This window comes from Mesorhizobium norvegicum (genome assembly GCF_004919685.1).
Taxonomy (GTDB): Bacteria; Pseudomonadota; Alphaproteobacteria; order Rhizobiales; family Rhizobiaceae; genus Mesorhizobium; species Mesorhizobium norvegicum.
This window is the reverse complement of the sequence record NZ_SMYZ01000013.1, coordinates 32,171-56,857: the sequence shown is the minus strand read 5'-3', so window position 1 is coordinate 56,857 and position 24,687 is coordinate 32,171. Positions and strand designations below refer to the sequence as shown.

Annotated in this window: 18 protein-coding genes and 4 pseudogenes; 19 read left to right on the top strand and 3 right to left on the bottom strand. The window is 56.9% G+C overall.

Going from position 1 to position 24,687, the window contains the following annotated elements; all coding sequences use genetic code 11:
• Nucleotides 1-93: 93 nt before the first annotated feature.
• The 17 genes and pseudogenes from FCU66_RS06170 to FCU66_RS06090 form a co-directional block, all read left to right on the top strand.
• Nucleotides 94-1,683 carry an ABC transporter substrate-binding protein gene (locus FCU66_RS06170; RefSeq protein ID WP_136620276.1) on the top strand — a complete coding sequence of 530 codons (1,590 nt, stop codon included), beginning with the start codon at nt 94-96 and terminating at the stop codon, nt 1,681-1,683.
• Between the two features lie 199 nt (nt 1,684-1,882).
• A complete protein-coding gene (locus FCU66_RS06165) occupies nt 1,883-3,046 on the top strand; it encodes an acyl-CoA dehydrogenase family protein (RefSeq protein WP_136620277.1) in 1,164 nt (387 codons plus the stop codon).
• 10 nt (nt 3,047-3,056) lie between these two features.
• Nucleotides 3,057-5,144 carry an acetate--CoA ligase family protein gene (locus tag FCU66_RS06160; protein WP_168992025.1) on the top strand — a complete coding sequence of 696 codons (2,088 nt, stop codon included), beginning with the start codon at nt 3,057-3,059 and terminating at the stop codon, nt 5,142-5,144.
• A gap of 137 nt (nt 5,145-5,281) precedes the next feature.
• Nucleotides 5,282-6,052 (top strand): enoyl-CoA hydratase-related protein, encoded by a 771-nt coding sequence (locus FCU66_RS06155; RefSeq protein WP_136620279.1) that lies wholly within the window; start codon nt 5,282-5,284, stop codon nt 6,050-6,052.
• Nucleotides 6,049-7,569: a 3-hydroxyacyl-CoA dehydrogenase gene (locus tag FCU66_RS06150; protein ID WP_136620280.1), complete on the top strand. Its 1,521-nt coding sequence runs from the start codon at nt 6,049-6,051 to the stop codon at nt 7,567-7,569. The genes FCU66_RS06155 and FCU66_RS06150 overlap by 4 nt, the downstream gene beginning before the upstream one ends.
• Nucleotides 7,570-7,577: 8 nt before the next feature.
• Nucleotides 7,578-8,783 (top strand): 3-oxoadipyl-CoA thiolase, encoded by a 1,206-nt coding sequence (locus FCU66_RS06145; protein WP_136620281.1) that lies wholly within the window; start codon nt 7,578-7,580, stop codon nt 8,781-8,783.
• 3 nt (nt 8,784-8,786) lie between these two features.
• Nucleotides 8,787-9,434, top strand: a complete 648-nt coding sequence (locus FCU66_RS06140) for a TetR family transcriptional regulator C-terminal domain-containing protein (protein ID WP_136620282.1) — start codon at nt 8,787-8,789, stop codon at nt 9,432-9,434.
• Entirely contained in the window at nt 9,431-10,387 is a 957-nt protein-coding gene (locus FCU66_RS06135; RefSeq protein WP_136620283.1) for an ABC transporter permease, read from the top strand. Before FCU66_RS06140 ends, FCU66_RS06135 begins: the two co-directional genes overlap by 4 nt.
• 10 nt (nt 10,388-10,397) lie before the next feature.
• Nucleotides 10,398-11,258, top strand: coding sequence for an ABC transporter permease (locus tag FCU66_RS06130; protein ID WP_342778132.1), 861 nt, complete (start codon nt 10,398-10,400; stop codon nt 11,256-11,258).
• On the top strand, nt 11,255-12,898 hold the full coding sequence (locus FCU66_RS06125) for an ABC transporter ATP-binding protein (RefSeq protein ID WP_136620284.1): 1,644 nt from the start codon (nt 11,255-11,257) through the stop codon (nt 12,896-12,898). Before FCU66_RS06130 ends, FCU66_RS06125 begins: the two co-directional genes overlap by 4 nt.
• Nucleotides 12,899-12,952: 54 nt before the next feature.
• Nucleotides 12,953-14,368 (top strand): amidase, encoded by a 1,416-nt coding sequence (locus FCU66_RS06120; protein WP_136620285.1) that lies wholly within the window; start codon nt 12,953-12,955, stop codon nt 14,366-14,368.
• A gap of 162 nt (nt 14,369-14,530) precedes the next feature.
• Nucleotides 14,531-15,769 (top strand): acetyl-CoA C-acetyltransferase, encoded by a 1,239-nt coding sequence (locus FCU66_RS06115; RefSeq protein ID WP_281285501.1) that lies wholly within the window; start codon nt 14,531-14,533, stop codon nt 15,767-15,769.
• Between the two features lie 191 nt (nt 15,770-15,960).
• Nucleotides 15,961-16,212, top strand: a pseudogene (locus FCU66_RS42755) (putative PEP-binding protein); the annotation flags it as partial.
• An 84-nt stretch (nt 16,213-16,296) separates the two neighbouring features.
• Nucleotides 16,297-16,770 (top strand): pantoate--beta-alanine ligase, encoded by a 474-nt coding sequence (locus FCU66_RS06105; RefSeq protein ID WP_246093813.1) that lies wholly within the window; start codon nt 16,297-16,299, stop codon nt 16,768-16,770.
• 35 nt (nt 16,771-16,805) lie between these two features.
• Nucleotides 16,806-17,348 (top strand): hypothetical protein, encoded by a 543-nt coding sequence (locus FCU66_RS06100; RefSeq protein WP_136620287.1) that lies wholly within the window; start codon nt 16,806-16,808, stop codon nt 17,346-17,348.
• 28 nt (nt 17,349-17,376) lie between these two features.
• The gene (locus FCU66_RS06095; protein WP_136620288.1) at nt 17,377-18,636 is read left to right on the top strand and encodes a cytochrome P450; all 1,260 of its coding nucleotides are present in this window, start codon (nt 17,377-17,379) and stop codon (nt 18,634-18,636) included.
• Nucleotides 18,637-19,080: 444 nt separating this feature from the next.
• Nucleotides 19,081-19,403 (top strand): annotated as a pseudogene (locus FCU66_RS06090) (transposase); the annotation flags it as partial.
• Nucleotides 19,404-19,437: 34 nt separating this feature from the next.
• Here FCU66_RS06090 and FCU66_RS06085 read toward each other — a convergent pair.
• Nucleotides 19,438-20,412, bottom strand: a complete 975-nt coding sequence (locus FCU66_RS06085) for a Coenzyme F420 hydrogenase/dehydrogenase, beta subunit C-terminal domain (protein WP_425462841.1) — start codon at nt 20,410-20,412, stop codon at nt 19,438-19,440.
• 420 nt (nt 20,413-20,832) lie between these two features.
• On the opposite strand from FCU66_RS06085, the pseudogene FCU66_RS06080 reads away from it, so the two are divergent.
• Nucleotides 20,833-20,955 (top strand): annotated as a pseudogene (locus FCU66_RS06080) (Fic/DOC family N-terminal domain-containing protein); the annotation flags it as partial.
• Nucleotides 20,956-21,079: 124 nt separating this feature from the next.
• On the opposite strand, the gene FCU66_RS06075 reads toward FCU66_RS06080, so the two are convergent.
• Nucleotides 21,080-22,228 carry a TlpA disulfide reductase family protein gene (locus tag FCU66_RS06075; protein WP_136620290.1) on the bottom strand — a complete coding sequence of 383 codons (1,149 nt, stop codon included), beginning with the start codon at nt 22,226-22,228 and terminating at the stop codon, nt 21,080-21,082.
• 754 nt (nt 22,229-22,982) lie between these two features.
• Nucleotides 22,983-23,138 (bottom strand): annotated as a pseudogene (locus FCU66_RS41850) (carnitinyl-CoA dehydratase); the annotation flags it as partial.
• A gap of 1,159 nt (nt 23,139-24,297) precedes the next feature.
• Here FCU66_RS41850 and FCU66_RS06065 point away from each other — a divergent pair.
• Nucleotides 24,298-24,687, top strand: a complete 390-nt coding sequence (locus tag FCU66_RS06065; protein WP_136620291.1) for an ectoine synthase — start codon at nt 24,298-24,300, stop codon at nt 24,685-24,687.

Here is a 24,687-nt window from a genome sequence, read left to right as displayed (position 1 = left end):
ACTCAAATTTGCTTGCACGAACAAGCAAAGAGTGTTAGGCGCTATTAAGTTGCCGAACAAAAAATTGCGGCAAACCAAAATGGGAGAGAAGTCATGAACAGCATTGAAGACTTAACACTCGCTCTAGCTCGCGGGCGGATTGATCGCCGTACATTTATGTCAGGGGCTATCGCAATGGGGCTGTCAGTTGCCGCTGGCACCGGCGTGGCCAACGCAGTCGCGGCTGCAACTCCGAAGCGAGGCGGACATCTTCGGATTGGTTTGGGCAGCGGAGCGACTACAGATGACCTGGATCCAGGCACGATCAATAGCAATTTCAATCAGGTGTGGTCGTTCGGCTCCCTCCGCAATGCTTTGACGGTTGTTGCAGCGGACGGCAGCTTGAAACCAGATTTGGCATCGTCTTGGGAGACGTCAGACGCAAAGACTTGGCGTTTCGAAATCAGAAAGGGTGTCGAGTTTCACAATGGCAAGGCACTCGACCCTGCCGACGTAGTGGCTTCAATCAACCATCATCGTGGAAAGGACACCAAGTCAGGGGCGAAAGCTCTTTTGAAGCCGGTCGCAGACGTAAAGGCCGACGGGCAGTCGGTAGTCATAACGCTGGAAGCAGCAAACGCCGATTTCGCTTATATCCTTGCCGACTACCCCTTTGGCATTTGTCCCTCTAAGGATGGCATTGTCGACTGGGCTTCCGGCGTCGGAACGGGGCCCTATAAATTCGAAGCATACGAGCCGGGTGTCCGCGCTATTGGTGTTCGAAACGAAAAGTACTTCAAGGCCGACGCGGCATTCGCCGATTCGATCGAGCTTCTCACAATCCAAGACCCCACCGCTCGCGCGTCGGCGCTCATGACGAATTCCATTGATGTCATGGATCGTTGCGATCCAAAGATCGTGGCTGTGCTGAGCAAGAAGCCTGGGATCGCAATCACGGAGGTGGCGGGCAATCTTCACTACACGATGCCGATGGACACCACGGTGGCGCCATTCGACAACCTTGATGTCCGGTTGGCTCTAAAATATGCCATCGATCGTGAGGCCATTCTCAAATCTATCCTGCGTGGCCATGGTGTCCTTGGTAACGATCATCCCATCGGGCGGGCGAATCGTTACGTCAATACATCCTTGCCCCAACGTAGCCACGACCCGGATAAAGCACGTTTCCACCTGAAAAAAGCCGGCGCCGAAGGGCTTACGGTTTCTTTGTCGGCAGCAGACGAAGCTTTTGCCGGCGCGGTTGATGCCGCCGTCTTATTCGCTGAGCAGGCCAAACAGTCAGGGATCACGATCAACGTTATCCGTGAGCCAAACGATGGGTATTGGTCGAATGTATGGATGAAGAAACCGTGGTGCATGGCCTATTGGTCTGGCAATGTTACCGAAGACCTCATGTTCTCAAGCGGGTATTCAAAGACTTCGGCCTGGAATGATACGCGCTGGTCAAATGATCGGTTTGAGACGTTGCTGCTCGCCGCTCGTGCAGAACTCGATGATGCGAAGCGTCGAGCAATGTATTGGGAAATGCAACAGATTGTTTCAGACGACGGGGGTGTGATAGTCCCAGTCTTTGCGTCTTTCGTCGGAGCTCACTCGATCAAGGTCGGACATCCTGATGTCATTGCCAGCAACTTTGACTTGGATGGTGGTAAAATCGCAGAGCGCTGGTGGATAAATAGCTAAAGAGATTAGCTGGACCGCCTCGGTACTAAAATAGGCGGTCTCTCCTGCTCAAAGCGACGGCTCGCGGCGCACGGTCTGACTGACCATGCGCCGCTCAGAGAACCATCTGTCCATAGCGCTCTCGCGGCGCCAATTTCCATCACCTGACGCGCAAGAGCTGCGCTTAACCCAAATCGAAAGCTTATCAGAGGACTAGAAAATGGCACTGTCGGCCCGAAGAAAAGAAATTCAACAACGCGCTCGCGAGTTTACGGAGAGAGTTTTTTATCCGATGGAGCTCAATCTTGAAGAGACCGATAATCTGACAGTTGGGGATCACAAGCATATAAAGGAGCAAGTCCTCGCTTATAAGCTGAATGCGATCAATCATCCTGAGGAGGTTGGTGGACAAGGGTATAACATTTATGAGCAGTGTCTCGTGAATGAAGAAGTAGGAAAATCGACTGGTGGCTTGTGGAACCACGTCTGGCAGCCGCCGCTGTGCCTGCGTGAGGCAACCGAGCAGCAGAAGCAAACCTATCTAGTGCCTGCTTGTTCGGGCGACCTCTTCATTCCGTATTCTATCAGCGAGCCGACTGCCGGTTCCGATGCGGGTGGGGTCAGGACAAGTGCCGTTCTCGATGGGGACGATTATGTGATCAACGGCGAAAAGTTTTTTGCCAGCGGGTGTGAACGGGCCGATGTAGCGCTGTTGCACACCATCGTCGACGGTGATCCCAGCAAACCTACGGTCTTCATCATCGACCTCAAGACGCCTGGCTTCGAGATCGTAAGCGAGCCAAAGTTCATGACCCGCGGCGGACGCGGACACCCACATGTCCGATACACGAATGTTCGAGTCCCTGCCGACCGCATGCTCGGAAGCATTGGGCAAGGATTCGAGTTGACAAAAGACTGGTTCGTCGAGGCGCGGACCGCGATCGGCGCTCGTTGCGTCGGTGTCGCCAGCCGAGCACTAGCCCTGGCCACGGAATACGCAAAAGAGCGTCACCAGTTCGGCCGTCCAATTTTCGATTTCCAGGGAGTCGAGTTCATTCTTGCAGATATGGCCGCCCAAACGATGGCGGGGAAATGCATGGTGTACCGCGTTGCGGAAGAAATCGACAGCGGGCTTGATCGCACGATCGCCCACGCTCGCGTAAGTGCAGTCAAGTACTTTTGCTCTGAAATGGCTGGTAAGGTTGTCGACCAGGCGCTCCAGATCTTTGGTGGTCGCGGATACATAAGCTCAAATCCAGTTGAGCGTCTTTACCGAGATGTTCGAGCGGAACGTATCTGGGAAGGTACGTCTGAGATTCAGAAGGTCATCATGGGACGTCAACTTCGGAAGCGTGGCCCAGAAATCTTTTCCGAGCTGATGTAGGACGGAAATGTTGAACCCCTCTCGTCGCGACAATCTCAAGAAGTTCTTGAGTCCGAGACATATCGTTTATATCGGAGGCGACGCAATTCGCCCCGGTTTAAAGTATGCACAGCAGATCGGTTTCGTCGGTTCGCTGTGGGCAGTAAATCCCCGAGAAACTGAGATCGAAGGGGTGAAATGCTATCCGGACATTGCATCCCTGCCTGAAGCGCCAGATGCGACCTTCATCGCCGTCAATGCAAACAAGACGATTGAAGTAGTCGAGGCTTTGGCGAAAAGGGGAGCGGCTGGTGCGGTATGTCACGCCGCTGGATTTTCTGAGGTCGGGGCTGAAGGTGCTCTGCTGGAAAACAGACTTGCTGAGGCAGCTGGGGACATGGCGATAATCGGCCCCAACTGCACCGGGGCTGTGAACTTCTTCGACCGTGCCTCTATGACGCGAGGCAATTATGGCGAGGTGTCGCCTGATCGCGGCATTGCGATGATTGCGCAAAGCGGAACGGTCGCGCTCAACTTCATTGCCAGCGACCGCGGATTGAAGATCGGTTACTCGGTCAACGTCGGCAACCAGTCCGTCACGAGTATGGCGGATCTGGTCGACGTTATGCTCGACGATGAGCGGGTATCCGCGATCGGCATCTACATCGAGGGGCTGAAGGATGTCGCCTCCTTCGAAAAGGCAATTTTGCGGGCCCTTAAACAGGCCATACCAGTTGTCGTTCTCAAAGCCGGGACGTCGGATAAGGGCGCTGCAGCTGCCAGTTCGCACACGGGTGCTATGATCAGCCCGAACGATGTATTCGAAGCTTTCCTTGATCGTTTCGGTATAGTGCGCACTTCGTCGCTGTCGGAGTTCATCGAGACGCTGAAACTGTTTTCTTCGATTGAGAAGTTGCCTGGCGGAAAATTGGCCGTCATGACATTCTCTGGTGCGGACTCCAGCATTAGTGCGGACGTCGCCGAAAAAAATGGGGTCGAGCTCCCAAATCTAAGCGACCGTCAAAGTGCTTCTGTGCGAGAAAGACTATCGGCTTACACCGCACCGGCGAACCCCTTGGACATGGGCCTCACCCTGTGGGGAAACAAAGATCAGCAGACAGCCTGCTACCAAGCGATGCTATCTGAAGTCTTCGATTGCGGCATGCTCATTTCCAACCACCCCTTCGGTCTCCACCAGATCGAAGTGCGGCATTGGGATACCGCAATCGAAGCACTTATCGAAGCAAAGAACCGGACTGGCAAGCCGTTCGTGTATGCGTCCAATTTGCCTGAGGGACTTCCGGCTGCGCCGAGGGCTCGCCTGATGGAAGGGGGCATCCCCGCGCTTCAAGGTTTGGAGGATGCTTTCGCAGCTTTCGCTCATGCTGTCCGCTATCGAGAGCGCCGCGAAACCGTATTGGAAAGAGAGTCGATCTGGAACAATCGCATGCTGCCTTCCTCGACTGAGGGCGAAAGCACCACTGTCGTGGATGAGTGGAAAGGCAAGCAGTGGCTTCGAAGCATCGGCGTAAATGTTCCCGAGGGCATGCTTGTCGATCTGTCGGATCTTCCGACCGCTCTTGCATCAGTCAAGTTCCCTGTGGTGCTGAAGGCCGTCGGTGAGACGCTTACCCACAAAACAGAACTGTCTGCAGTTCGGCTGCATCTCTCCAGTTCAGAAGAGGTCATCGCTGCGGCGCAGGATATGTTCGCAAGAGTCCCTACCAATCCAACACAATTTATCGTCGAGGAGATGGTTTCAGGCGTTGTCGCGGAGTTGATCGTGGGGCTCAAACGCGATCCACAATTTGGCGTGGTGCTGATGCTCGGCAGCGGCGGTGTGCTGACGGAACTTCTCGAAGACACAGTCCAGCTCATACTTCCTGTCGAACCCGATGAAATCCGCGTGGCTCTTCAATCCACAAAAGCATTCAAGTTGCTCAGCGGTTATAGAGGCAAACCGGCTGGTGATCTCGAAGCCGCAGTCCAGGCGATAGCGAATATTGCAGCTGCTGCTCAGAACAATCCGATTGTTGCACTCGATGTCAATCCATTGATGGTCCGTTCGGTTGGCAATGGCGCCTTCGCGGTCGACTGTGTCCTTGAGATTTCCAGCTAAAGCGAAATAAACCGAATACGGGGCCGAACATAAGATGTGGTCGACCCTTTCGAGGCGCAGACAGTGAAATATTCTTGCTGAGCTTGAAGGTAGCAATGTTGCACGCCAGTCTCGGTACTAAGATTTAGGAGAGTGAAGTGTCTGAAGTTGTTTTGGAGAGACCAAGTGCAGGCATTCTGGTCGCCAGGATGCATCGCCCGGATGCCCGGAACGCGATGAATCTCGCTTTACGCGCGCAGCTTCTGCAAGCGTATTCCGAGGCTGACAGAGATCCGAAAATCAAAGTCCTCGTCTTGACCGGTGGGGACGAGGTGTTTGTTTCCGGCGCGGACATTAAGGAATTCGACGGCCTCAGTCCAATGGGTGAAATGCTTTCGAAATCCCAGGAGATGTGGCGCACGGTAAACCAGTTTCGCAAGCCGGTGATAGCTGCTGTGAACGGCGCAGCTATCGGCGGCGGTTGCGAACTCGCCTTGAGCGCTGATCTGATCATCGCTGGCGAGAATGCAAAATTTGGTCAGCTTGAGATTCGTTTGGGACTCATGCCCGGTGCTGGCGGCACTCAGCGTCTGGTTCGCTCCGTGGGCAAGTACCAGGCGATGCGTATCTCCCTGCTAGGTGAGATTATCCCCTCCGACGAGGCGCTGAGAATGGGCATGGTCAGCGAGGTCGTTCCTGACAACAAAGTCATGGAACGAGCGTTGGAGATTGCACGCAAGATCGCCGGCATGTCGCCGGTGGCGGTGATGCAGATCAAGGAGGTCATGCTTGCGGGCATGGATGTCTCCCTTGACACAGCTATGGCTCTGGAACGCAAGGCGTTTCAGTTGCTCTTTGCGACAGAGGATGCGCAGGAGGGAGTTCGAGCCTTTATTGAGAAGCGCAAGGCGGAGTTCAAGGGTAAATGAGCTCTTCGCTTCGTTTGGTCGGCATCATCGGCGCGGGGCTGATGGGGCGTGGAATAGCCCAGGCAATGGTTACGGGTGGGGCTCAGGTTCGGTTGTTCGATGCGAATGCTGATGCATGCGTCTCAGGCGTTGAAAACGTTTGCGAGATGCTTCAGCGGAGCGTGAGCAAAGGGCGTATTTCCCAGGAACAGTTTGCCGCGTGCAAGGAAAATCTGTCCGGTGTGGGCGATATAACTCAGCTCAGTGACTGCGATCTCATCATCGAAGCGATTGTCGAAGAGATCGGTGCCAAGAAGGCGTTGTTCTCGAAGCTCGACAGCCTAGTCAGTGACAAGTGCATTCTGGCTACTAACACGTCGTCTCTTTCAGTGACCGAGATTGCTTCCGCATGTGCGCGGCCCGAGCGTGTTGCGGGCCTCCATTTCTTCAATCCAGTGCCCGTACTCAAGCTGGTTGAGATCATCGCCGGTATCCGCACGGACAAGCAGATCAGCGACGCGCTATGTCGGCTCATCGACAGCATTGGCTATCAGCCAATCAGAGTGAAAGATACGCCCGGTTTCCTCGTAAACCACGCGGGGCGGGCCTTCACCTCAGAAGCGTTGCGCATTTTATCTGAGAGTGTCGCTGGCCACGCTGACATCGACAATCTGATGCGAGATGTTGCTGGCTTTCGAATGGGGCCGTTTGAACTCCTCGATTTGATAGGGCTCGACACTTCGTTGGCGGGAATGGAATCCGTCTACAGGCGGTTCTATGAAGAGCCGCGCCATCGCCCAATCCCAGAAGTGTCGTCCCGGGTTGCTGCTGGCCTTTTGGGGCGGAAGACCGGAGCGGGCTTCTATAAGTATCAGGGCGGTGAAAGGCAAAACCCTAACGAACCTGTCACACCTGTCGAGCTCCCGAAGGCCGTGTACCTCGGAGGACTTGATGAAGCGGCCAGAACGACCATCGCCGGAATGTTCAAGCAATTTGATCTAAGGATAGAGCGGGATCGTTTGTCTGGCAGCGACGGCCCTTCGCTTGTCGCCCCGTTGGGCGAGGATCTTACGACCACGGTGTTGAGGCATGACATGGATCCAAGCCGGACACTTGCCGTCGATACGCTGCTCGGCCTTGAAGGAAGGGTGACGCTCATGGCGTCTCCGCTGACTTCGAAGGCCAGCCGGGATGACGCAGCCGCTCTTTTTATCAAAGCGGGGCGAAATGTGACCGTCATCGCGGACAGCCCTGGTTTCATTGTCCAGCGCATACTTGCCTGCATCATCAATGTCGCATCCGAGATCGCTCAACTGGGCATTGCCGAGCCGGGCGATATTGATCGCGCCGTACAAGTTGCGCTGGGATATCCGTTTGGTCCCTTGGATATGGGCGACAAGCTGGGCGCCGACCGAGTCGTCAAAATCCTTGAGAGCCTCGTGAGTGCAACCGGTGACCCGCGGTATCGCCCGAGCCTCTGGCTAAGTCGTCGAGCGCGTCTCGGCGTGTCACTAATGACGTCAAACCTTGCTGCATAGGAGCCGAAATGGCTGACGCTTTTTTGTATAACGGACTTCGAACCCCATTTGGCCGCCATGGCGGCGGCTTGGCCCACGCGCGTCCTGATGATCTCCTGGCCGACTTGATTGGCCGGTTGATGAAAAGCACAGCCTTTGATCCAAATGACATCGAAGACGTAACGATTGGATGTACGAACCAGGCAGCCGAGGACAGCCGGAATATTGCTAGACGCTCAGCCTTGATGGCCGGCTTACCGATCTCGGTGGCTGGGCAAACAGTTAACCGCCTTTGCGGTAGCGGCCTTTCCGCTGTCATTGAGGCCGCCAACTCGGTTCTTGCGAACCGCGGCGATCTTTTCCTGGCAGGCGGCGTTGAGAGCATGACCCGCGCTCCATTCGTTATCCCCAAATCCGAGACTGCATTCGATCGATCAGCGACGATCTTTGATACGACGCTCGGCCCTAGATTCTCAAACCCACGCCAGGTCTCCGCATATGGCGATCATCAGATGCCTGAAACGGGAGACTTTGTTGCAAAAGAGGTGGGAATTGAGCGAGCAGATTCAGATCTGTTCGCGCTTAACAGTCAACAAAAATATGCTGCGGCAAAGTCCGCGGGATTCTTTGACGGTGAGGTATCGCCTGTTCTCGTGATAGATCGAAAGGGAAATCAGACTCAGGTTGCGGAGGATGAGCATCCGCGCCCTTCCGCGACGCTGGAAGGACTAGCAAAGCTCAGAAGCATTTATGAGGGTGGTGTTGTGACAGCCGGCAATGCATCCGGCGTAAACGATGGTGCTGCTGCCATTTTTGTCGGGTCAAAGGCCGCTGGTGAGAAATCCGGGATGAGGCCCTTGGCAAGGATCGTGTCCAGTGCCGTTGCCGGCGTCGAGCCGCGCCTTATGGGGCTGGGTCCGGTTCCAGCCGCCGAAAAAGCTCTTCAGCGCGTCGGCCTCACTCTTGATAAGATCGATGTTATTGAACTGAATGAGGCCTTTGCCTCGCAGGTGCTCGCTTGCTTGAAGCTGATGAAAATTTCAGCTGACGACAGCCGCATCAATGTCAATGGGGGCGCTATCGCGCTAGGACATCCTCTTGGCGCGAGTGGGACGAGGTTGGCTCTGACGGCAGCGAGACAGCTCGAGCGCTGTGGTGGAAGATACGCCCTGGTCACGATGTGCATCGGCGTTGGACAAGGCGTGGCGCTTGTCCTAGAGCGAGAGGTGAACTGACCAATGCTTAAGCAAAAGCCTTTCCGCAGAGAAAATGGGAAAGGTTCTCTGGTGCCCAAAAAGGGCAATACCAGAGATCAGTTGGTGGGCGCGATGCGAGACGCGCTCGCGAAATACGGTCCAGAGGCGCCCCTTTCGATCATTTGCAAGGCTGCGGGTATCTCGCCCGGAAACGTGCATTACCAGTTCGGTGGAAGAGACGCCCTTCTTGAAGAGGCGATCCGACTTCAGTACCGGGAATTGGCCGACGTAATGCGCCGGCATCGACCTGCTAATGGCGATCCTATCGCAACGTTACGGTCGTACATTGAAGCGAATTTTGACGCGGAATTTTATACTCCTGAAAATTGCGCGATATTCCGACACTTCTTGTCTCAGAGTCTGTTGAAAGATCGTTATCGAAGAATACAGCAGGTCCTTCACAGACGGTTTGTTACGAGCGTTTCAGCGGCTTTTCGTCCATTAGTCAAAGCGGACAGCAGGCAGACGGCGGCAGTTCTGTTTGTCTCAACGCTCAATGGCGTTTTTCTCCAAGGCGCCGACATTGAGGGTCGGATACCACCAGAAATGGCCAAGTCTCTGCTTTATTCCGCGCTCGACAGTCTGCTCCAGCACTACCGCGCCGACGCTGTTTCCAGGAGCGACCATTGAATAATCTCACGACGATGATCTTGAAGCGTCTGGCATTCGGCGTTCTGACGCTGTTCGTGATCTCAGGATTGATCTTTCTCGCGGTGCAAGCCCTGCCGGGGGACCTTACCCAGGCGATCTTGGGCCGGTCTGCAACGCCGGAGACGGTTGCCGCGTTCCGGCACGAACTCGGATTGGATCTGCCGCCGCACGTGCGGTATTTCCAATGGATCTCGGGCATCATAAAGGGGGATTTAGGGACGTCCCTTGCAAACAAAAGGCCGATCAGTGAGCTCATTGAGACGCGCCTCTACAACACAATGTTTCTTGCTTGTGCTGCGGCGCTTATTTCTATCCCAATTGCCGTCGGGCTTGGACTGATGGCAGCGTTATATCGTCAGAGCTATCTCGATAAGTTAATCTCGATATCGACATTGAGTCTGATATCGGTTCCTGAGTATTTCGTGGCCTATATCTTGGTTGCGTTGCTATCGGTGACGTTCCCCGTGTTTCCAAGTCTCGCGAGCGTCAGTCCGGACATGGGGCTGTGGGATAGACTCTATGTAATTGCGTTGCCAGTAATGACGCTGACATTTGTTGTAACTGCGCATATGATGCGGATGACACGCGCAGCAATCATCAATGTCCTGGGGAGTCCCTATATCGAGATGGCCCGCTTGAAGGGCATCAAGAAAGGACGGGTGATTCTCAACCACGCGCTGCCAAACGCATTGTCTCCAATTATCAACGTTGTGGTACTGAACCTTGCATACCTGTTGGTTGGTGTTGTGTTGATTGAAGTGGTGTTCGTCTATCCGGGCCTCGGCCAGTTGCTAGTCGATTCTGTTTCGAAGCGCGACTTGCCGGTAGTTCAAGCGATTAGCCTCATATTCGCAGCGATATTTGTTTTGTTAAATCTGATTGCTGACGTACTGGCGATAGTTACGAATCCGAAACATAGATATCCGAAGTAGGGCGGCGAAAGTGCGTACAGCGATCAACCTATTGAAGCATGTAAATTGGTCCGCACGGTTAGGATTGGCGGTTATTGTGATCAACGTGGCATGCGCGTTTTTTGCGCCATGGGTCGCGCCATACAGCGAAACGGAGGTTGTTGGTGACGTCTGGGAACCGGTGATGTGGTCGGCAGAGGCCGTACCCCATAATCCACCGGTGATCCTAGGGACGGATCAGCTTGGCCGGGACCTTTTTTCACGGCTGATGTACGGAGCACGAAACACCATTGGACTGGCACTGGTGACCACGGCGCTGGCATTCGGCGTGGGTGCGCTGCTTGGGTTCCTGGCGGCAACGATGAAGGGTTGGGTCGACATGTTGCTGAGCAGGGGAGTCGATATCCTAATGGCTTTCCCCACGCTGATCTTCGCGCTTGTGGTGCTATCGGTGATGGGGACATCGACAACCGTTCTTATTGTCGTTATCGCGCTGATCGGTGCGACGCGGGTCTATCGCATCAGCCGGGCCGTCGCGATGGACATCGAGGTGATGGAATATGTCGAATCCGCCCGCTTGCGGGGTGAGGGTCTGTGGTGGGTGATGAAAGACGAGATCCTGCCCAATGCACTGTCGCCGCTGGTTGCAGAGTTCGGCCTGCGGTTCTGCTTCGTGTTCCTTTTTATTAGCGCCCTGAGTTTTTTGGGGCTGGGACTGCAGCCGCCGACGGCGGACTGGGGTTCCATGGTGAGGGAGAACGCGGCGGCGATTTCGTTCGGCATCCTGACGCCATTAATCCCGGCTGCGGCGATAGCACTGTTGACAGTGGGCTTGAACCTCGTTGTCGACTGGTTCCTGCACAAGGCCTCCGGCATCAAGGACGTGCCATGAGCGATAACCAGCGGCTGTTGACGATAGATGGCCTCTTCATTGAGGGCTATCAAGACGAGCAATGGCGTCAGGTCGTTAAGGGCGTATCGTTGCATCTTGACCGGGGCCAGGTGCTGGGGCTGATTGGTGAATCGGGCGCTGGCAAGTCGATGATCGGCCTTGCGTCGATGGGCTATACCAAACCGGGTTGCCGAATTACGTCCGGCTCGATCGAATTCGACGGTGTGGAGCTGGTAGGCGCGGATCAGGAGACGCTCAGGAAGCTGCGGGGCACTCGGATCGCGTATGTCGCGCAAAGCGCGGCCGCTTCGTTCAACCCGGCCCACAAGCTAATCCACCAATTCGCCGAGACCGCAGTGCAGCAAGGCTTGATGAGCTATGCCGAGGCGGAGAAAAAGGCGAAGGAGTTGTTCAGGCGGCTCGATCTGCCCGATCCTGAGAACTTCGGCAACCGCTATCCGCACCAGGTCTCCGGTGGCCAATTGCAACGTTGCATGGTCGCCATGGCGATGGCCTGCAATCCGGACCTTATTATCTTTGACGAGCCAACGACGGCTTTGGATGTAACGACCCAGATCGAAGTTCTAGGCGCAATCAAGGAAGTCATCGGGGCGTACGGCACGGCGGCAATCTACATTACACATGATCTCGCGATCGTCGCGCAGATCGCGGACCGTATCATGGTTCTGCGCCATGGGGAGGAAGTCGAGACCGGCGATACGAGGGCGGTGATCAATAGTCCGAAGAAAGACTATACCCGAGCTCTTCTCGCCGTGCGCAAACACCGAGGCGAAACGGTCGACCACGGCCACCAGGATATCATCCTCGAAGTCCAAAATGTAACAGCGGCCTATGGCAACAAGTTTGTGGTGCTCGACGGCGTCAGCACGAAGATCGAGCGGGGCAAGACCGTCTCCGTGGTCGGGGAGTCCGGTTCGGGCAAATCCACACTCGCTCGCGTAATCACAGGCCTGTTGCCACCGATCGGCGGTGAAGTCCGCTTTCAGGGTCAGTTGATTCCGCCTGGCATGAAAGGGCGCGAAAAGGAGGTATTCCGGCGCATGCAGATGATCTATCAGATGGCGGATACCGCCCTGAACCCGAAGCACAGGGTTCGCAAGATCATTGGCCGCCCGCTGTCGTTCTACTTCGGGATGACAGGCAAGAAGCGCGAAGATCGTATCATCGAATTGCTTGATAAAATTGAACTAGGGGAAAAGTATCTTGACCGTTTCCCAGGCGATCTATCGGGCGGCGAGAAGCAACGTATCTGTATAGCCCGCGCCCTGGCGGCAGAGCCCGAACTGATCATCTGCGACGAGATCACGTCAGCGCTCGATCAACTGGTCGCGGGGGGCATCCTCAAGCTGTTGCAGAACCTACAGAATGAGCTTGCAGTCTCCTATCTTTTTATCACGCACGACCTGGATACCGTGAAAGCAATCTCCGACGAGATCGTCGTGATGCATCGGGGTAAGGTCGTTGAGCAGGGTCCGGCGCAGGCCATCCTCAATCCGCCCTACGAGCCCTATACCGACTTGCTCCTCTCGTCGGCACCGCAGATGGATCCTAGTTGGCTTCCAAAGGTCATGCAACACCGGAGAGAGCTTGCTGCGAAAGGCATCAACCTGCAGACGTGAGCCTGCATTCGTAACTGTAGCAAATTCTTGGTTTAGAAAAGGCACGCTTCTGAGATGAAATCGGATCCCTATGAGGTCGATTCACTGTCTGCTAGCGAAATAGCAGATCTTGTACGAAGCCGGAAAATTGGTGCTGTGGAGCTGATGGAGCACTATCTTGCGCGTATTGATGAAGCGAATCCAGCCATTAACGCTGTTGTTGATATCGATCGAGAAGAAGCCCTGAAGGCTGCGGAGGACGCTGACTCGGGCGCAGGCGTGGGAGGGCTACTGAAGGGTGTCCCTTATGCTGTCAAAGATTGTTTTGATGTGCGAGGCCTACGAACTACTCATGGCAGCGTTGGCTCTTTGAGCCAAATACCAAAAGCGGATAGCACGCATGTTAGCCGCCTCAGGGAAGAGGGAGCCATACCGTTTGTTAAGACCAATATGCCGCCGTTTGGCTTCGGTCAGCAGACGCTTAGCAGTGTCTTCGGCCTAACCCGCAACCCTTACAACCTTTCGAAAACAGTAACAGCAAGTTCTGGGGGAAGCGCTGCGGCTTTGGCTGCGCGGATGACGGTAATCGCTGATGCATCCGATATTGGGGGCTCGGCCCGTTGTCCCGCGGCAGCCTGTAATGTTGTTGGTTTTCGTCCGAGCCATGCTGTTATTCCGTGGCATCCTGCCTACGACCCTTACAGTGTAGCAAACTCAGTTGGGCTGATGGCGCGCACGATAAGTGACATTGCATTGATGCTTTTAATTTCAAGTGGAAGCCACAAATCGACCCCGACCACGAGTCGCAAGATCGATTGCTTTTCAGAACTGACCCCCCCCCCGGCAATTGCCGGCATTAAAGTTGCCTGGTCTTACTCCCCTGCTGGAACAAGTACTCATCCGATGATCGCGACGGTGCTAGATAATTGTCGCAATGTGTTCGAAGGCCTCGGATGTTTGGTGGAGGAAGCCTGCCCGGATCTAACCGACGCCCACGATGCGTACCGGATTCTGTGCGCCCTGGAAACCTGGAGTGGCGTGCGCGGGATCAAGGAGGCGAATGAGGAGGCGTTCACTCCAGAATTCGTGAATCATGTGTCGCGTATAACCAAGTATTCATCGGATGATATTGCTTTGGCGATGATGAAACGCACTAGAAGTTGGAAGCTGATGGCCGATTTTTTTAGTCGATTTGACGTTATGGTGTGGCCGGTCAATCCACAGCCGCTTTATGACGCTGAATTACCCGAGTCCGAAATTGATTTCGACTGGCGTCCACTTGAGATTTCGCCTCAGTTTGGGTTGCCCAGTGTGTCAGTTCCTGCAGGGTTCTCTTCAGATAGTCTTCCCGTTGGTATCCAAATTCTCGGCCGCCCCGGAGCCGATGAGCTTGTCCTAAGAGTTGCACGCGCGTTCGAAGCAGAAACGGAATACTGGAAGCAAGGACCACCCAGAATTGTCGGTGGAAAAGGATTGTCGCCTCCTCATTAGAGCTTCGGCAACTTCTTTGCAGCACGGGCTTTATTCATGCGGCATGATAAAGGCTATAATTCATAGTGTATTAGGTTGCTATGGACTTCAAGATGAGACCAGTAGGAGGAACGGGCTCCAGCGAATTTCAACATGATACGCAACAATGGAGGTTAAACTAGTATGGACAGCATTGTCATCGTCGGAGCCGCGCGTACGCCGGTCGGCTCCTTCAACGGCGCTTTCGCCAACACTCCGGCCCACGATCTAGGCGCGATCGCCATCAAGGCGGCGCTTGAGCGCGCCAAGGTCAGCGGCGAAGAAGTGGACGAGGTGATCCTCGGCCAGATCCTCACCGCGGGCCAAGGCCAGAATCCGGCCCGTCAGGCCGCCATGGCGGCGGGTGTCCCGCAGGAGAAGACCGCCTGGGGCCTCAACCAGCTCTGCGGCTCCGGCCTTCGCACGGTCGCCATCGGGATGCAGCAGATCGCCAACGGCGATGCCCGCGTGATCGTGGCGGGCGGACAGGAATCCATGTCGCTCGCTCCGCACGCGGCCCATATGCGCGCCGGCACCAAGATGGGCGACTTCAAGCTCGGGGACACCTTGCTCAAGGACGGTCTCATGGATGCCTTCAACGGCTATCACATGGGCAACACTGCCGAGAACGTCGCCCAGCGCTGGCAGCTCACCCGCGAGGAGCAGGACCAGTTCGCCACCGCCTCCCAGAACAAGGCCGAGGCCGCTCAGAAGGAAGGCCGTTTCAAGGACGAGATCACGCCCGTCACGATCACGAGCCGCAAGGGCGACATTGTGGTGGATCAGGACGAGTACATCCGCGCCGGCACCACCGTCGACGCGCTCGCTAAGCTCAGACCCGCCTTCTCGAAGGAGGGAACGGTGACGGCCGGCAACGCCTCGGGCATCAACGACGGCGCCGCCGCCGTGGTGCTCATGACGGAGTCGGAAGCGCAGAAGCGCGGCCTCACCCCGCTTGCCCGAATCGCCTCCTGGGCCACCGCCGGCGTCGACCCGGCCATCATGGGCACGGGCCCGATTCCCGCCTCCCGCAAGGCCCTCGATAAGGCGGGCTGGAAGGTAAGGGACCTCGAACTCGTGGAGGCGAACGAGGCCTTCGCCGCCCAGGCGCTTGCCGTCAACAGGAACATGGGCTGGGATCCGTCCATCGTGAACGTGAACGGCGGCGCGATCGCCATCGGCCACCCGATCGGGGCATCCGGCGCGCGCGTGCTCGTAACCTTGCTGCACGAAATGGGTCGCCGCAACGCGAAGAAGGGTCTTGCAACCCTGTGCATCGGCGGCGGCATGGGCGTCGCAATGTGCCTGGAGTCTCTATCAAAAATAGTCGACGACACCTGCAGTGCAGCAGGGCCTTTCACGAGCCAAGGGGTTGAGCGATGACTCGGTGGGTCTACACTTCGGAGACGGGAAGGCTGAAGGCCGGGCGGGGATGAAGAACCAACTCGGCCGCAAGGGCGCCAATCACGCCGAAAACCTTGGCCTGCCGGTGCCGCCCGGTTTCACCATCACCACGGAAGTCTGCGCCTATTACTACGACCAGGGCCCCTCGCACCCTGAGCGAGCTCAAGCGCCACGGCATAGAGCTGCACGAGTTCAACCCGATGCTCGGATTCCGCCGCTTGGCGGTGCGGATCGGGAGATCGCCGAGATGCAGGCGCGTGCCATCTTGCAGGCGGCGGTGGAGGCCGTCAAGACAAACGGTCGTCCGGTGGTGCCCAAGGTGATGGTGCCGCTCATGATGACGAAGCCAGAGCTATGATCTCGTGAAGTCGCACATCGTCGCCATGGCTGAGGCTGTGGCGAAAGAGAGCGGTGTGAGGGTTTCCAGACCTTTGTCGAGCCGGGATCCCTGGCCGAGCCCCTGTGGGGGCGCCGTCCGGCCGGGGCACTTCCCCGGTGTGGCCACGGTGGTTGCCAAGCTGTTCAACATCGTGCAGCCGGACTTCGCCTTCTTCGGCCAGAAGGATTTTCAACAACGTGCCGTGGAACGGCAGATGGTACAGGATCTCAAGTTAGCCGTGGAAATCATCAATGTGCCCACCGTACGAGAAGCTGACGGGCTCGGCATGAGCCAGGGGCTCTTTGCCGCTGAGAGTGCCTCCCGGCAGGGAGAGGGGGACACCCGGATGCTGGTGGAGTTTGCGCTGGAGCATATGGCGGACGTGGATCAGATCCAGTATCTGGAGCTGAGAGACCCGGCCACCCTTCCGCGTCTGACCGGGCCTATTACGCAGCCGGCGGTGTTGTGTGCGGCCGCCTATATCGGCGCCATCCGCCTGATCGACAATATGGTTCTCAACCCGTCCATGGAAATAGGCGTTGGACGGGGGCTGCTTTCGGCCATCGAAGGCACAGGCGAGCCACTCACCCTCAGGTCATGATGCGAGTAGGAACCCCGCTCCACGATACTCGAGCTATGGCCCAGGATCTCGACAAACGTCTGAGCAAGGGCACCACCGCCACCGCAACGCTTCAGGCATGGTGCGAGGAGCATAGCCTCTCGACCGGAGCCATCACGGTCATCTGTCACCACCAAGGAAACGCTGTGGCCCTTGGCCAGGACGTCCTGGAGGCTCTGAAGGTGTTGCCCGGCGAGCCGATCGTCTACCGGCGGGTGCAGCTCGTTCGTGCTGATGTCCCCCTAGTCGAAGCGGAGAACTGGTTCCTGCCGCAGCGCCTACTGCCGAGAATGAATGAGACCCTCGCAACGACAAAGCTGCCGTTCGGCCAGGTGATCGCTCCGCTTGCTCCCTCTCGACGCACCCTCTACAGGTGCTTTCCAAGCTATGCTTTGGACCAGGACGGACAACAGCCTCCTGAGGTGATCCTCGAGCATACAGCCGTGGTCATCAGCGAGGGTGGGGTGCCCCTGGCCCTCGTCAAAGAGCGGTTTCGCTCGGAACTCGTCTCGTTCTCCCTGCCAGGGGAGTGCGACAGCGGGGACATCAGCCGCCGATGAGCTTGACTAGCGTTGAAGAGGCCGAGAGATGATTGATAGCTCGTTTCTGATCGATCCCTATCCGTTCTATTCCAGCTGGCGCTCTCGTGGGCCATTGCATTGGAACGAAGATTTCTGCGACGGCGCCTGGCTCCTGACCGACTATGCGGACGTCGCCAGCGTGCTGCGCGATGCGCGCTATTCTGTTCGGCGGGCTGGAGGCTGGGCCAACAGCAGCGGACCCGGGGCAACGACGGAGCTCCGCGATTTCAAACGCATTTTCGCGCGCTCGCTGCTGTTCGTCGACGCCCCGCAGCATACCCGGTTGCGCAAAGTCATGAGCGCGGGCTTCGGGCCTCTGGCTATGTTGGCGCTGGCGCCGCAGATACAGGCCATTGTCGATGCCCTGCTGGATCGGATCACTGAGCTTGCCGAGACCGCTTCGCTCCACTTTGACTTCATGAGCGATTTTGCACGGCCGTTGCCGGCACTGGTCATGGCCGAGATGCTCGGGATCGACGCCTGCGATCGGGTCGAATTTGTCGCCTGGTCGGACGACATTGCCGAGTTCGTCGGCGCTCCGACGCCAACCATGGACATTGCGCTGCGGGCTCAAGCCGGTGCCGTCGCCATGAATGGTCATTTCCTCGAGCTCCTGCCGCAGCGCCGCGAGCATCCCGGCGATGACTTGATCAGCCAACTGCTGGCGGCCGAGGCAGGCGGCAGCATCATCAGCACCAAGGAGTTGCTGGCGCAGTGCTGCACGCTCCTGTTTGCCGGGCATGAGACGACGCGAAACCTCCTCGGTAACGGCATGCTGGCGCTGCTGCAGCACCCGGACCAATGGCGGAACGTCATCGAGACCCCGGCTCTGCTGCAGCCAGCATTGAAAGAGCTGCTGCGCTTCGACAGCCCGGTGCAGTACACCGGTCGGCGGTTGAAGGTGGACGTCGAGATGCATGGCCGAACCATGAAGAAGGGCGACTTGGTGATCCCGTTGATCGGCGCTGCTAACCGCGACCCCGCCAAGTTCACGGAGCCCGATGTGCTCGACATCAACAGGAACCAGGGAGCGCACTTGTCGTTCGGCCTTGGCCCGCATGTTTGCATCGGCGCAGCACTGACCTATCTGGAGGCGGAGATTGCCATGCGCACCGCCATGCGGCGACTACCAGGATTGGCATTGGCCGACGACACGCACGTCTGGGGCAACAACGCGGCCTATCGCAGTCTCGATACCCTGCCGCTGCGCTTCACCCCCCTTCGAGTTCCCGCGGGTCTGCCAGACCTCGCGGCCGCGAGTGCCTAAGTTCATGGCTGACGCCGGGCTCGATCTGCTGGAGGCGATCGGCAGCCGGCTCCGCCTGCTTGAGGCGCAAACCTGCTTCGCCGGCGACGTGTTGTTGACGAGCCGGAGGGGGCCGCTCCCCGCCATCGACTGCAGGTCTTATCGTCTTATCCGACTTTTGCCAGAAACGACTATCTAGGCCTCGCCAATCACCCGGTTCTACTCGCCGGCGTACGGAACGGACTCGATCGCTTCGGCATCGGCGCCGCTGCGTCGGTATTGATCACCGGTCACACCAGTCTGAATGGTAAGCGGTCACCAAGGCACCTTTCCGAAATAGTGCTCTATAGTAGGGCAGCCGTTGGTCCGTGCGGCGAATCCATGCGTCGTCTGCGCCAATCGGCCGAAATACTTGAAAGCGTCGGTTTTCTGGCCGAGCCCGCGTGTAAGGCATCGGTTCGCGATGACGAAATCAGCCGCCATGTGGCGCGCGGCGCGCACGCCGTGCTGCTACTCGACCGTGCAGGCTGGCACACCACCGCCAAGCTGAAGGTGCCGAAAAACATCACGCCGGTGCCGCTGCCGTCGCGAGCCCCGGAACTCAACTCGGTCGAGAACGTCTGGCAATATCTGCGCGCCAACCGGCTCTCCAACCTCGTCTTCGACGGCCACGACGCCATTTTTTCATCGACGCCGGCTGCGAGGCTTGGCAGAAGCTCATCGCCCAACCCGAAACAATCACATCAATCGGAAGCGAGAAGTGGGCTCACTTCGGTCGAGCTTCATGACCCTTGGTGTAATGTTGCCGCCGCCGCCGCCATATCAGCTTCGCAATGGTTCGCTGAAACGACCCGCAAGCGCCCGCTGGATGGTGGCCGACGTCTCTTCCTGACGGTGATGAGCGTCCAAAGCCTCGGCCAATTTGTCGAGTCTCAATCCGACGGTCTCGATCATCGGCATGTTCGCTTGGGCCAGACCTTGGAAGCGCGCCCGCAACGCGAGCTTCCTGCGCACCTGATGGGGCTGGAAAGAATCGAACTGGCGAGGTGTGATGGGGTCACCTAGGACGAGGTCGTCCCCGGCGACTGCCCCGTCCAGCAGATCTTTGCCAGCTTGCGTGCGGCATATAACCCCGTTGAAACCCGCATCCTCCTTGGTTGGATTGGCGCCCGGCCAGACATCGGTCGCGGCTATGTCGGACGCTTCTCCGAGGGCGTCAGGACAGAACTTGCAGCGTGTCTCGTAATCCCATCCAGCCTCCTCTTTCCAAAACTCTGCATAGGTGGTTTCGAACGCACTCCCGTCCCGCGTCTCCACGCGGGTTCGACCGGGGTTGCCAAACCCCCTATACCGGAAGAGCGTCAATTCCGACTCAAGGACCCCAAACTCGTTGAGTAGTGCGGTCGATTTGCCGAGCCGCGATTGACCGCCGCAGACCAGCGTGAGCCTCGCGACACAGACCCTGTCGACGCGATCGTCGACCTTCGATAGCCTGTGCACCGCCCCAAGGTCGCAAGGCTTCGCGATGATTGCGAATCGCTCCTCACGTTGAAGGGCATTTTCAAGTCCCGCGAGCGGAGCCACTGGTCCATAACGTGAGCCGGCATTGCGCTGGACTTCTTCAGCCGTCCTACTCATCACCCATCGGCTCCGCATGGGCATGTCCGGGTCCGGTCCGACATGGAGGATAAAATTCGTTTTTTTGGTTTTGAGCAGATGGCATCCGAGCGCGGTGAGCACACCTCCGCTGGACGATGCGAAACGGCGCTCTGCGTCGCCTGCCCACCCGTAGTTCATCGAGAAATACGAACCCCATATCAAATCTGTGTTGGGTGCATTGTCAGGCCGTAACTCTGCGATGATACCCGGACAAGCCGCCAAGATTTTGTCCTCTTCTTGTTTAGTGAACTTGTTGATGCTTGACGGACGGAGCCCCCCATATTCTGTCATCTGCATGGGGACTCGGCCGGTCGTAACGGCCTCACATAGTCCGCAGCCGATACAAAGCCCCGAGGAGACGACCTCCGCTACAGACGTCGCAGTTCGCCCGCTGTCAGGGAGGATGGTTTCGCTTTGCTGTTCCATCAGGCTCTGCCTCTCTGTGAACTTATCACCAAGCTTATTCGTGACAGCGGGGCCGATCTGCTGCATCACCAGGCCGGCTACGAACGAGCCGATCCTCACGCGGCCGCGAGTTCTGCCTCGTGACACAAGTCTTGGCTCTGTATGTTTGTGAGGAAGGAAGCGGTGCTCTCGTCGCAGATCGAGGGCACACAATCGACTCTTTCGGACCTACTCCGTTTCGAGACAGAGGCGCAGGACATCCAAGATGTCTCAAACTAAGTCGATGCCATGATGTATGACTTGGAGGGGCTACAAACAATCCGCCTTGTGCCGCAGAGGGATTACTTGGCGTCATGTCCATTGGACCAATTGGTCAGTAAACATTCCAACCACCCCACTATTAGGTATTCTTCTGCAATTTGGCCCCTTCGGGAGGCTTGTATTGGGGAGCCGCACTGACAGCGCCGTAACAAACCTTCTCACCCTTGTAGTTGGCCAGGGCCTGCAGCAAATCGGGTAGAAGGTGCTCCTTCAACTCGGCCGAGACAGGCTCCGGACCGCCCAGCGACCTTAGTGTCAGCTCAAGTAACTCGATCGCGCGATTTTCGTTGCCGTTCTCATGATAGTACCGGGCGACCGCTGGATAAGACCGGAACTTAGGGCGATCGCCCTGCGTGGGATTCAGTGCAAGGATGTGCTCGGACAGCTCCTTGCCCATCGCGAAACGCTCAGCAGAGGGGAAGAACGAATGGTCGTTAGCCGGATGGAAGAGTTGGTCTAGCGCCGCAATCATCCAATCCTCGGAGTTTCTGTCGATCGCGTCGCGGACCAATTGGCGCATGAGGGGCAAGCCGGTCCGCATGTCCTGCATCTTGTGCAGCACCAGGTGATGAGCCAGGCGGAAATTGAGTTCGTACGGCATCAAGGCAATGCCCTCTTCGATTGCGGAGAGCGCCGTCTTCCAATTTTCCAACTTCACTGCCGCCCAGAATCTGTCGTTGATCGGCTTTTTCAACGCTTGTTCGCGCGCCATGGGTTCGCTTCTGGCAATCCGCTGCGTATCGGCGGCTTTGGCTTTGTCGCTGGTGCGCCAGCTGCCGTTGAGCACTTCCGGCAAAACCCCATCGAGTTGGCTCGGATGGCCAATAAAGGCGATGTGGCCGTCTCGGTCGATCACGAACGAGGTCGGAATCCCGACAGCAAAGCTGGGTTCCCTCCAAAGCTTGCTCATTTCACCTGCGAAGTCGAACGCGATCCGATAGTTCAGATCCGGGCAGTTTTCGGTCAGCCACGCGTCCAATTTGGTCCGAGCCTCAATGGCTGTTGGAGTGTCTTCATCGGCCGCGACTCCGACGACCTCAAGTCCACTTTCCTTGTAGTTGTTCTGGAGCTGCATCAGATGAAGCATCTCGGCCGCACATGGTCGGCACCAAGTGGCCCAAAATTCGACAATGTACACTTTGCCTGATTGGAAATACGTAATGGGCTCGCCACGCAGCCAGTTCTCCACTTTGATCGAAGGAGCCGGTGACTCCATTCGCAAAACCATGCTGCTCTCCAAAGCTGTTGCCGCAGGTGCGAAACTTCTTCCGCGAGCCTCTCGGAGAGGCCACCAGGCTTCAAGAAGGGACAGCTCTCTTCTCGCGCATCTGCATGCAGTCGGCCTTCCCTTGATGTTGCCTGGTGTCTCAATCAGCAACGTTCATTCAGCAAAGGCCGTGCCATCGCGCTCGCCGCGCAGCAGGCGCACGATTTCACGTTGGAAAAGCGCCTTCTATCAAGATGAGCCGGTTGTCCTGAAGCCGACATGTGCCTGTCGCTGTCAGGTTTTGGACAGGCAGCACCGCTTTGCGCCAAAGAAAGAAAGCCGGGAGGACATCGAATTAGATGGAGGGCGAGCAGAGGGACGTTATGACGGCCTCTGCGCCCGCCGAGCCTGTCGTCGTCGCCCCCTCTACGCCACCTGGCTCGCTCTCATTGGGTCCGGTGCAAGGCCCGCAGGGGAGCTCGTCTTTCGATTGTATAGGATCGCTCTCAGCCGACCGCCGCATTGGCACTGCCCTCTTGCCGCCCTGCTGGAGGTCATAACCTGAAAATTCGCGCGGTTGGCGGATATGGCACAAGTCATTGAAATAACGTAGGAGTTTGTTTTTATCCCGCGTCCGGCGGGCAGGGCTCAGGTCGACAAAACCATTCTAGACTTCGGCATTTCGCCAGGGGATGCATCGGTCGTCGGCCCGGAACCTCAGGGTTTCGTGAGACCCTAGAGGCATCGAAAAGGGTAAAGACCTTGATAGCAGCGTCAGAGGCGGTCCGCTGCGCAAGCAGGCGCGACCTCCCGCTCTTTGAGCTTCTCCTTCGGCAACACTTTGTTGACGAGCCCCCAGGGAGGTGCCTCGTGGACATCCATCCATCCACCGGCCGGTGGGTAGGAGGTCCATGGCAACCTGATATAGGATGTGACAATCATCGTCTGGCGTGGGGCTGACTAATTCTCCGCCAAGCGTGGGGTGTCAATTCGGCGCAGCAGCTGAAAACAAATCTCCTATTAACATCAAAAGTAACTTGCGGAATAGGGATATCGATTCTGATCTTGTCGGTTTGGATAAAGGTGGGTGACAGCAACTTGCCCGTACTGCCGACCTTGTCGGTCAAATTTTGACCCCTCAGCTTTGTCGATGCTTCAAGTTTTGTCCATTCAATTAGGCATTCTCTCCTGGTTAGAAACCGTCTGCCAAAAAAATATGAGAATTCCTCTATATCTATGGCGCGATCCCATCTCTCACAGTCACAGCCAACCAGACAATTTCTAGAGGCGATGCAGCCGGCCAAACCGATCGTGTGAGTTATGTTGAAGTGGAAGCAAGCGTCGAGTGAGTCAAAGTATGGTTTTCCCGAATTTGGATCGTAAGCAATACGCATCGCACTGACATCGTGGCCGAGGGCCCTTCCGGCATGATGCAGAGCTGCTCTTCCCGCGATAAACTCTGCTCGTGAAAGGGGACTTCGAAGCCTCGAAAGGCGATCTTTATCATCTTCGCCAAGGAAACTCCGACAGGGATGATTTTCTGTCGAAGACCATTCCTCGAACGCAATCACCACGGCGCCCAATCGCAGAACGGCCGGGAGCCGGAAATTTAGCGATGGAAGAGGCTCTATCTCAGTAGACAAGTTTCTCTTCAACGACGTTCTCGGCGGCCGGGCCGACTTCAGGCCGTCATAAAGTCCTGATCGCGGATCGGAAGCGGTCAAAACCATCCTCGAGAGGTACGGCGGGCCGATATACGGAGAGATGGAGCTCGGCACTCCGGCAGTGACAAATGCTGGGTCTTCTTTAACTGGGCCCATCTTGTCAGAGCCAGGGGGCGAGGCAGCGTTCTTATGATCGGCGATGTGTCCCCATGTCATGATCGTTTCAATCCCGAAAAGCCTATCTGCTAGCCAGATTTGCTCGTTTCGATACGGATTAGAAATCGAGGAAAAAGCCCTGGCGCCTACTAACAAGCTAATAGGCGCCCGCGAGCTGAGCTTAGGCAACTACCAACGTTGATAGTTGCCTTGAGAGGGTGCCTTGACCCAATCTTGGCGTACTCCCGGCTCAAACAGAGGGATATTCAAATGATAGTTCGCAAGCTTGAGGATATCGAAGGGACCGAGCGTGACCTCCCCTGGGGCAACGGAAGGAGCCGTCGGTTCCTGATCAAAGCCGACGGCGTTCCCTATTCCCTGACCGACACGATCGTGAAGGCCGGAACCTCGTCCTTCCTGCAATACCGCAATCACGTCGAGACCTGCTACTGTATAGCCGGGAAGGGGCGCGTTCGCGATGACATCACTGGCGAGGAGCATCCTGTCGTCCCGGGGACAATGTATGCACTGGATAAGAACGACGCCCACCACCTGATCGCCGACGAGGAAGACCTCCGTCTGGTCTGCGTTTTCCTTCCATCTCTCAACGGGGATGAGGTCCACGACATCGCGTCTAAAGAACTCTCGTCGGCCTATTGA

What these genes read in the sequence shown, in the direction of transcription:
- FCU66_RS06095 (WP_136620288.1), top strand. Translation starts at nt 17,377, where the DNA reads ATGATTGATAGCTCGTTTCTGATCGATCCCTATCCGTTCTATTCCAGC.
- FCU66_RS06115 (WP_281285501.1), top strand. Translation starts at nt 14,531, where the DNA reads ATGGACAGCATTGTCATCGTCGGAGCCGCGCGTACGCCGGTCGGCTCC.
- FCU66_RS06145 (WP_136620281.1), top strand. Translation starts at nt 7,578, where the DNA reads ATGGCTGACGCTTTTTTGTATAACGGACTTCGAACCCCATTTGGCCGC.
- FCU66_RS06120 (WP_136620285.1), top strand. Translation starts at nt 12,953, where the DNA reads ATGAAATCGGATCCCTATGAGGTCGATTCACTGTCTGCTAGCGAAATA.
- FCU66_RS06140 (WP_136620282.1), top strand. Translation starts at nt 8,787, where the DNA reads ATGCTTAAGCAAAAGCCTTTCCGCAGAGAAAATGGGAAAGGTTCTCTG.
- FCU66_RS06125 (WP_136620284.1), top strand. Translation starts at nt 11,255, where the DNA reads ATGAGCGATAACCAGCGGCTGTTGACGATAGATGGCCTCTTCATTGAG.
- FCU66_RS06065 (WP_136620291.1), top strand. Translation starts at nt 24,298, where the DNA reads ATGATAGTTCGCAAGCTTGAGGATATCGAAGGGACCGAGCGTGACCTC.
- FCU66_RS06085 (WP_425462841.1), bottom strand. Translation starts at nt 20,412, where the DNA reads ATGAACTACGGGTGGGCAGGCGACGCAGAGCGCCGTTTCGCATCGTCC.
- FCU66_RS06165 (WP_136620277.1), top strand. Translation starts at nt 1,883, where the DNA reads ATGGCACTGTCGGCCCGAAGAAAAGAAATTCAACAACGCGCTCGCGAG.
- FCU66_RS06075 (WP_136620290.1), bottom strand. Translation starts at nt 22,228, where the DNA reads ATGGTTTTGCGAATGGAGTCACCGGCTCCTTCGATCAAAGTGGAGAAC.
- FCU66_RS06100 (WP_136620287.1), top strand. Translation starts at nt 16,806, where the DNA reads ATGGCCCAGGATCTCGACAAACGTCTGAGCAAGGGCACCACCGCCACC.
- FCU66_RS06150 (WP_136620280.1), top strand. Translation starts at nt 6,049, where the DNA reads ATGAGCTCTTCGCTTCGTTTGGTCGGCATCATCGGCGCGGGGCTGATG.
- FCU66_RS06170 (WP_136620276.1), top strand. Translation starts at nt 94, where the DNA reads ATGAACAGCATTGAAGACTTAACACTCGCTCTAGCTCGCGGGCGGATT.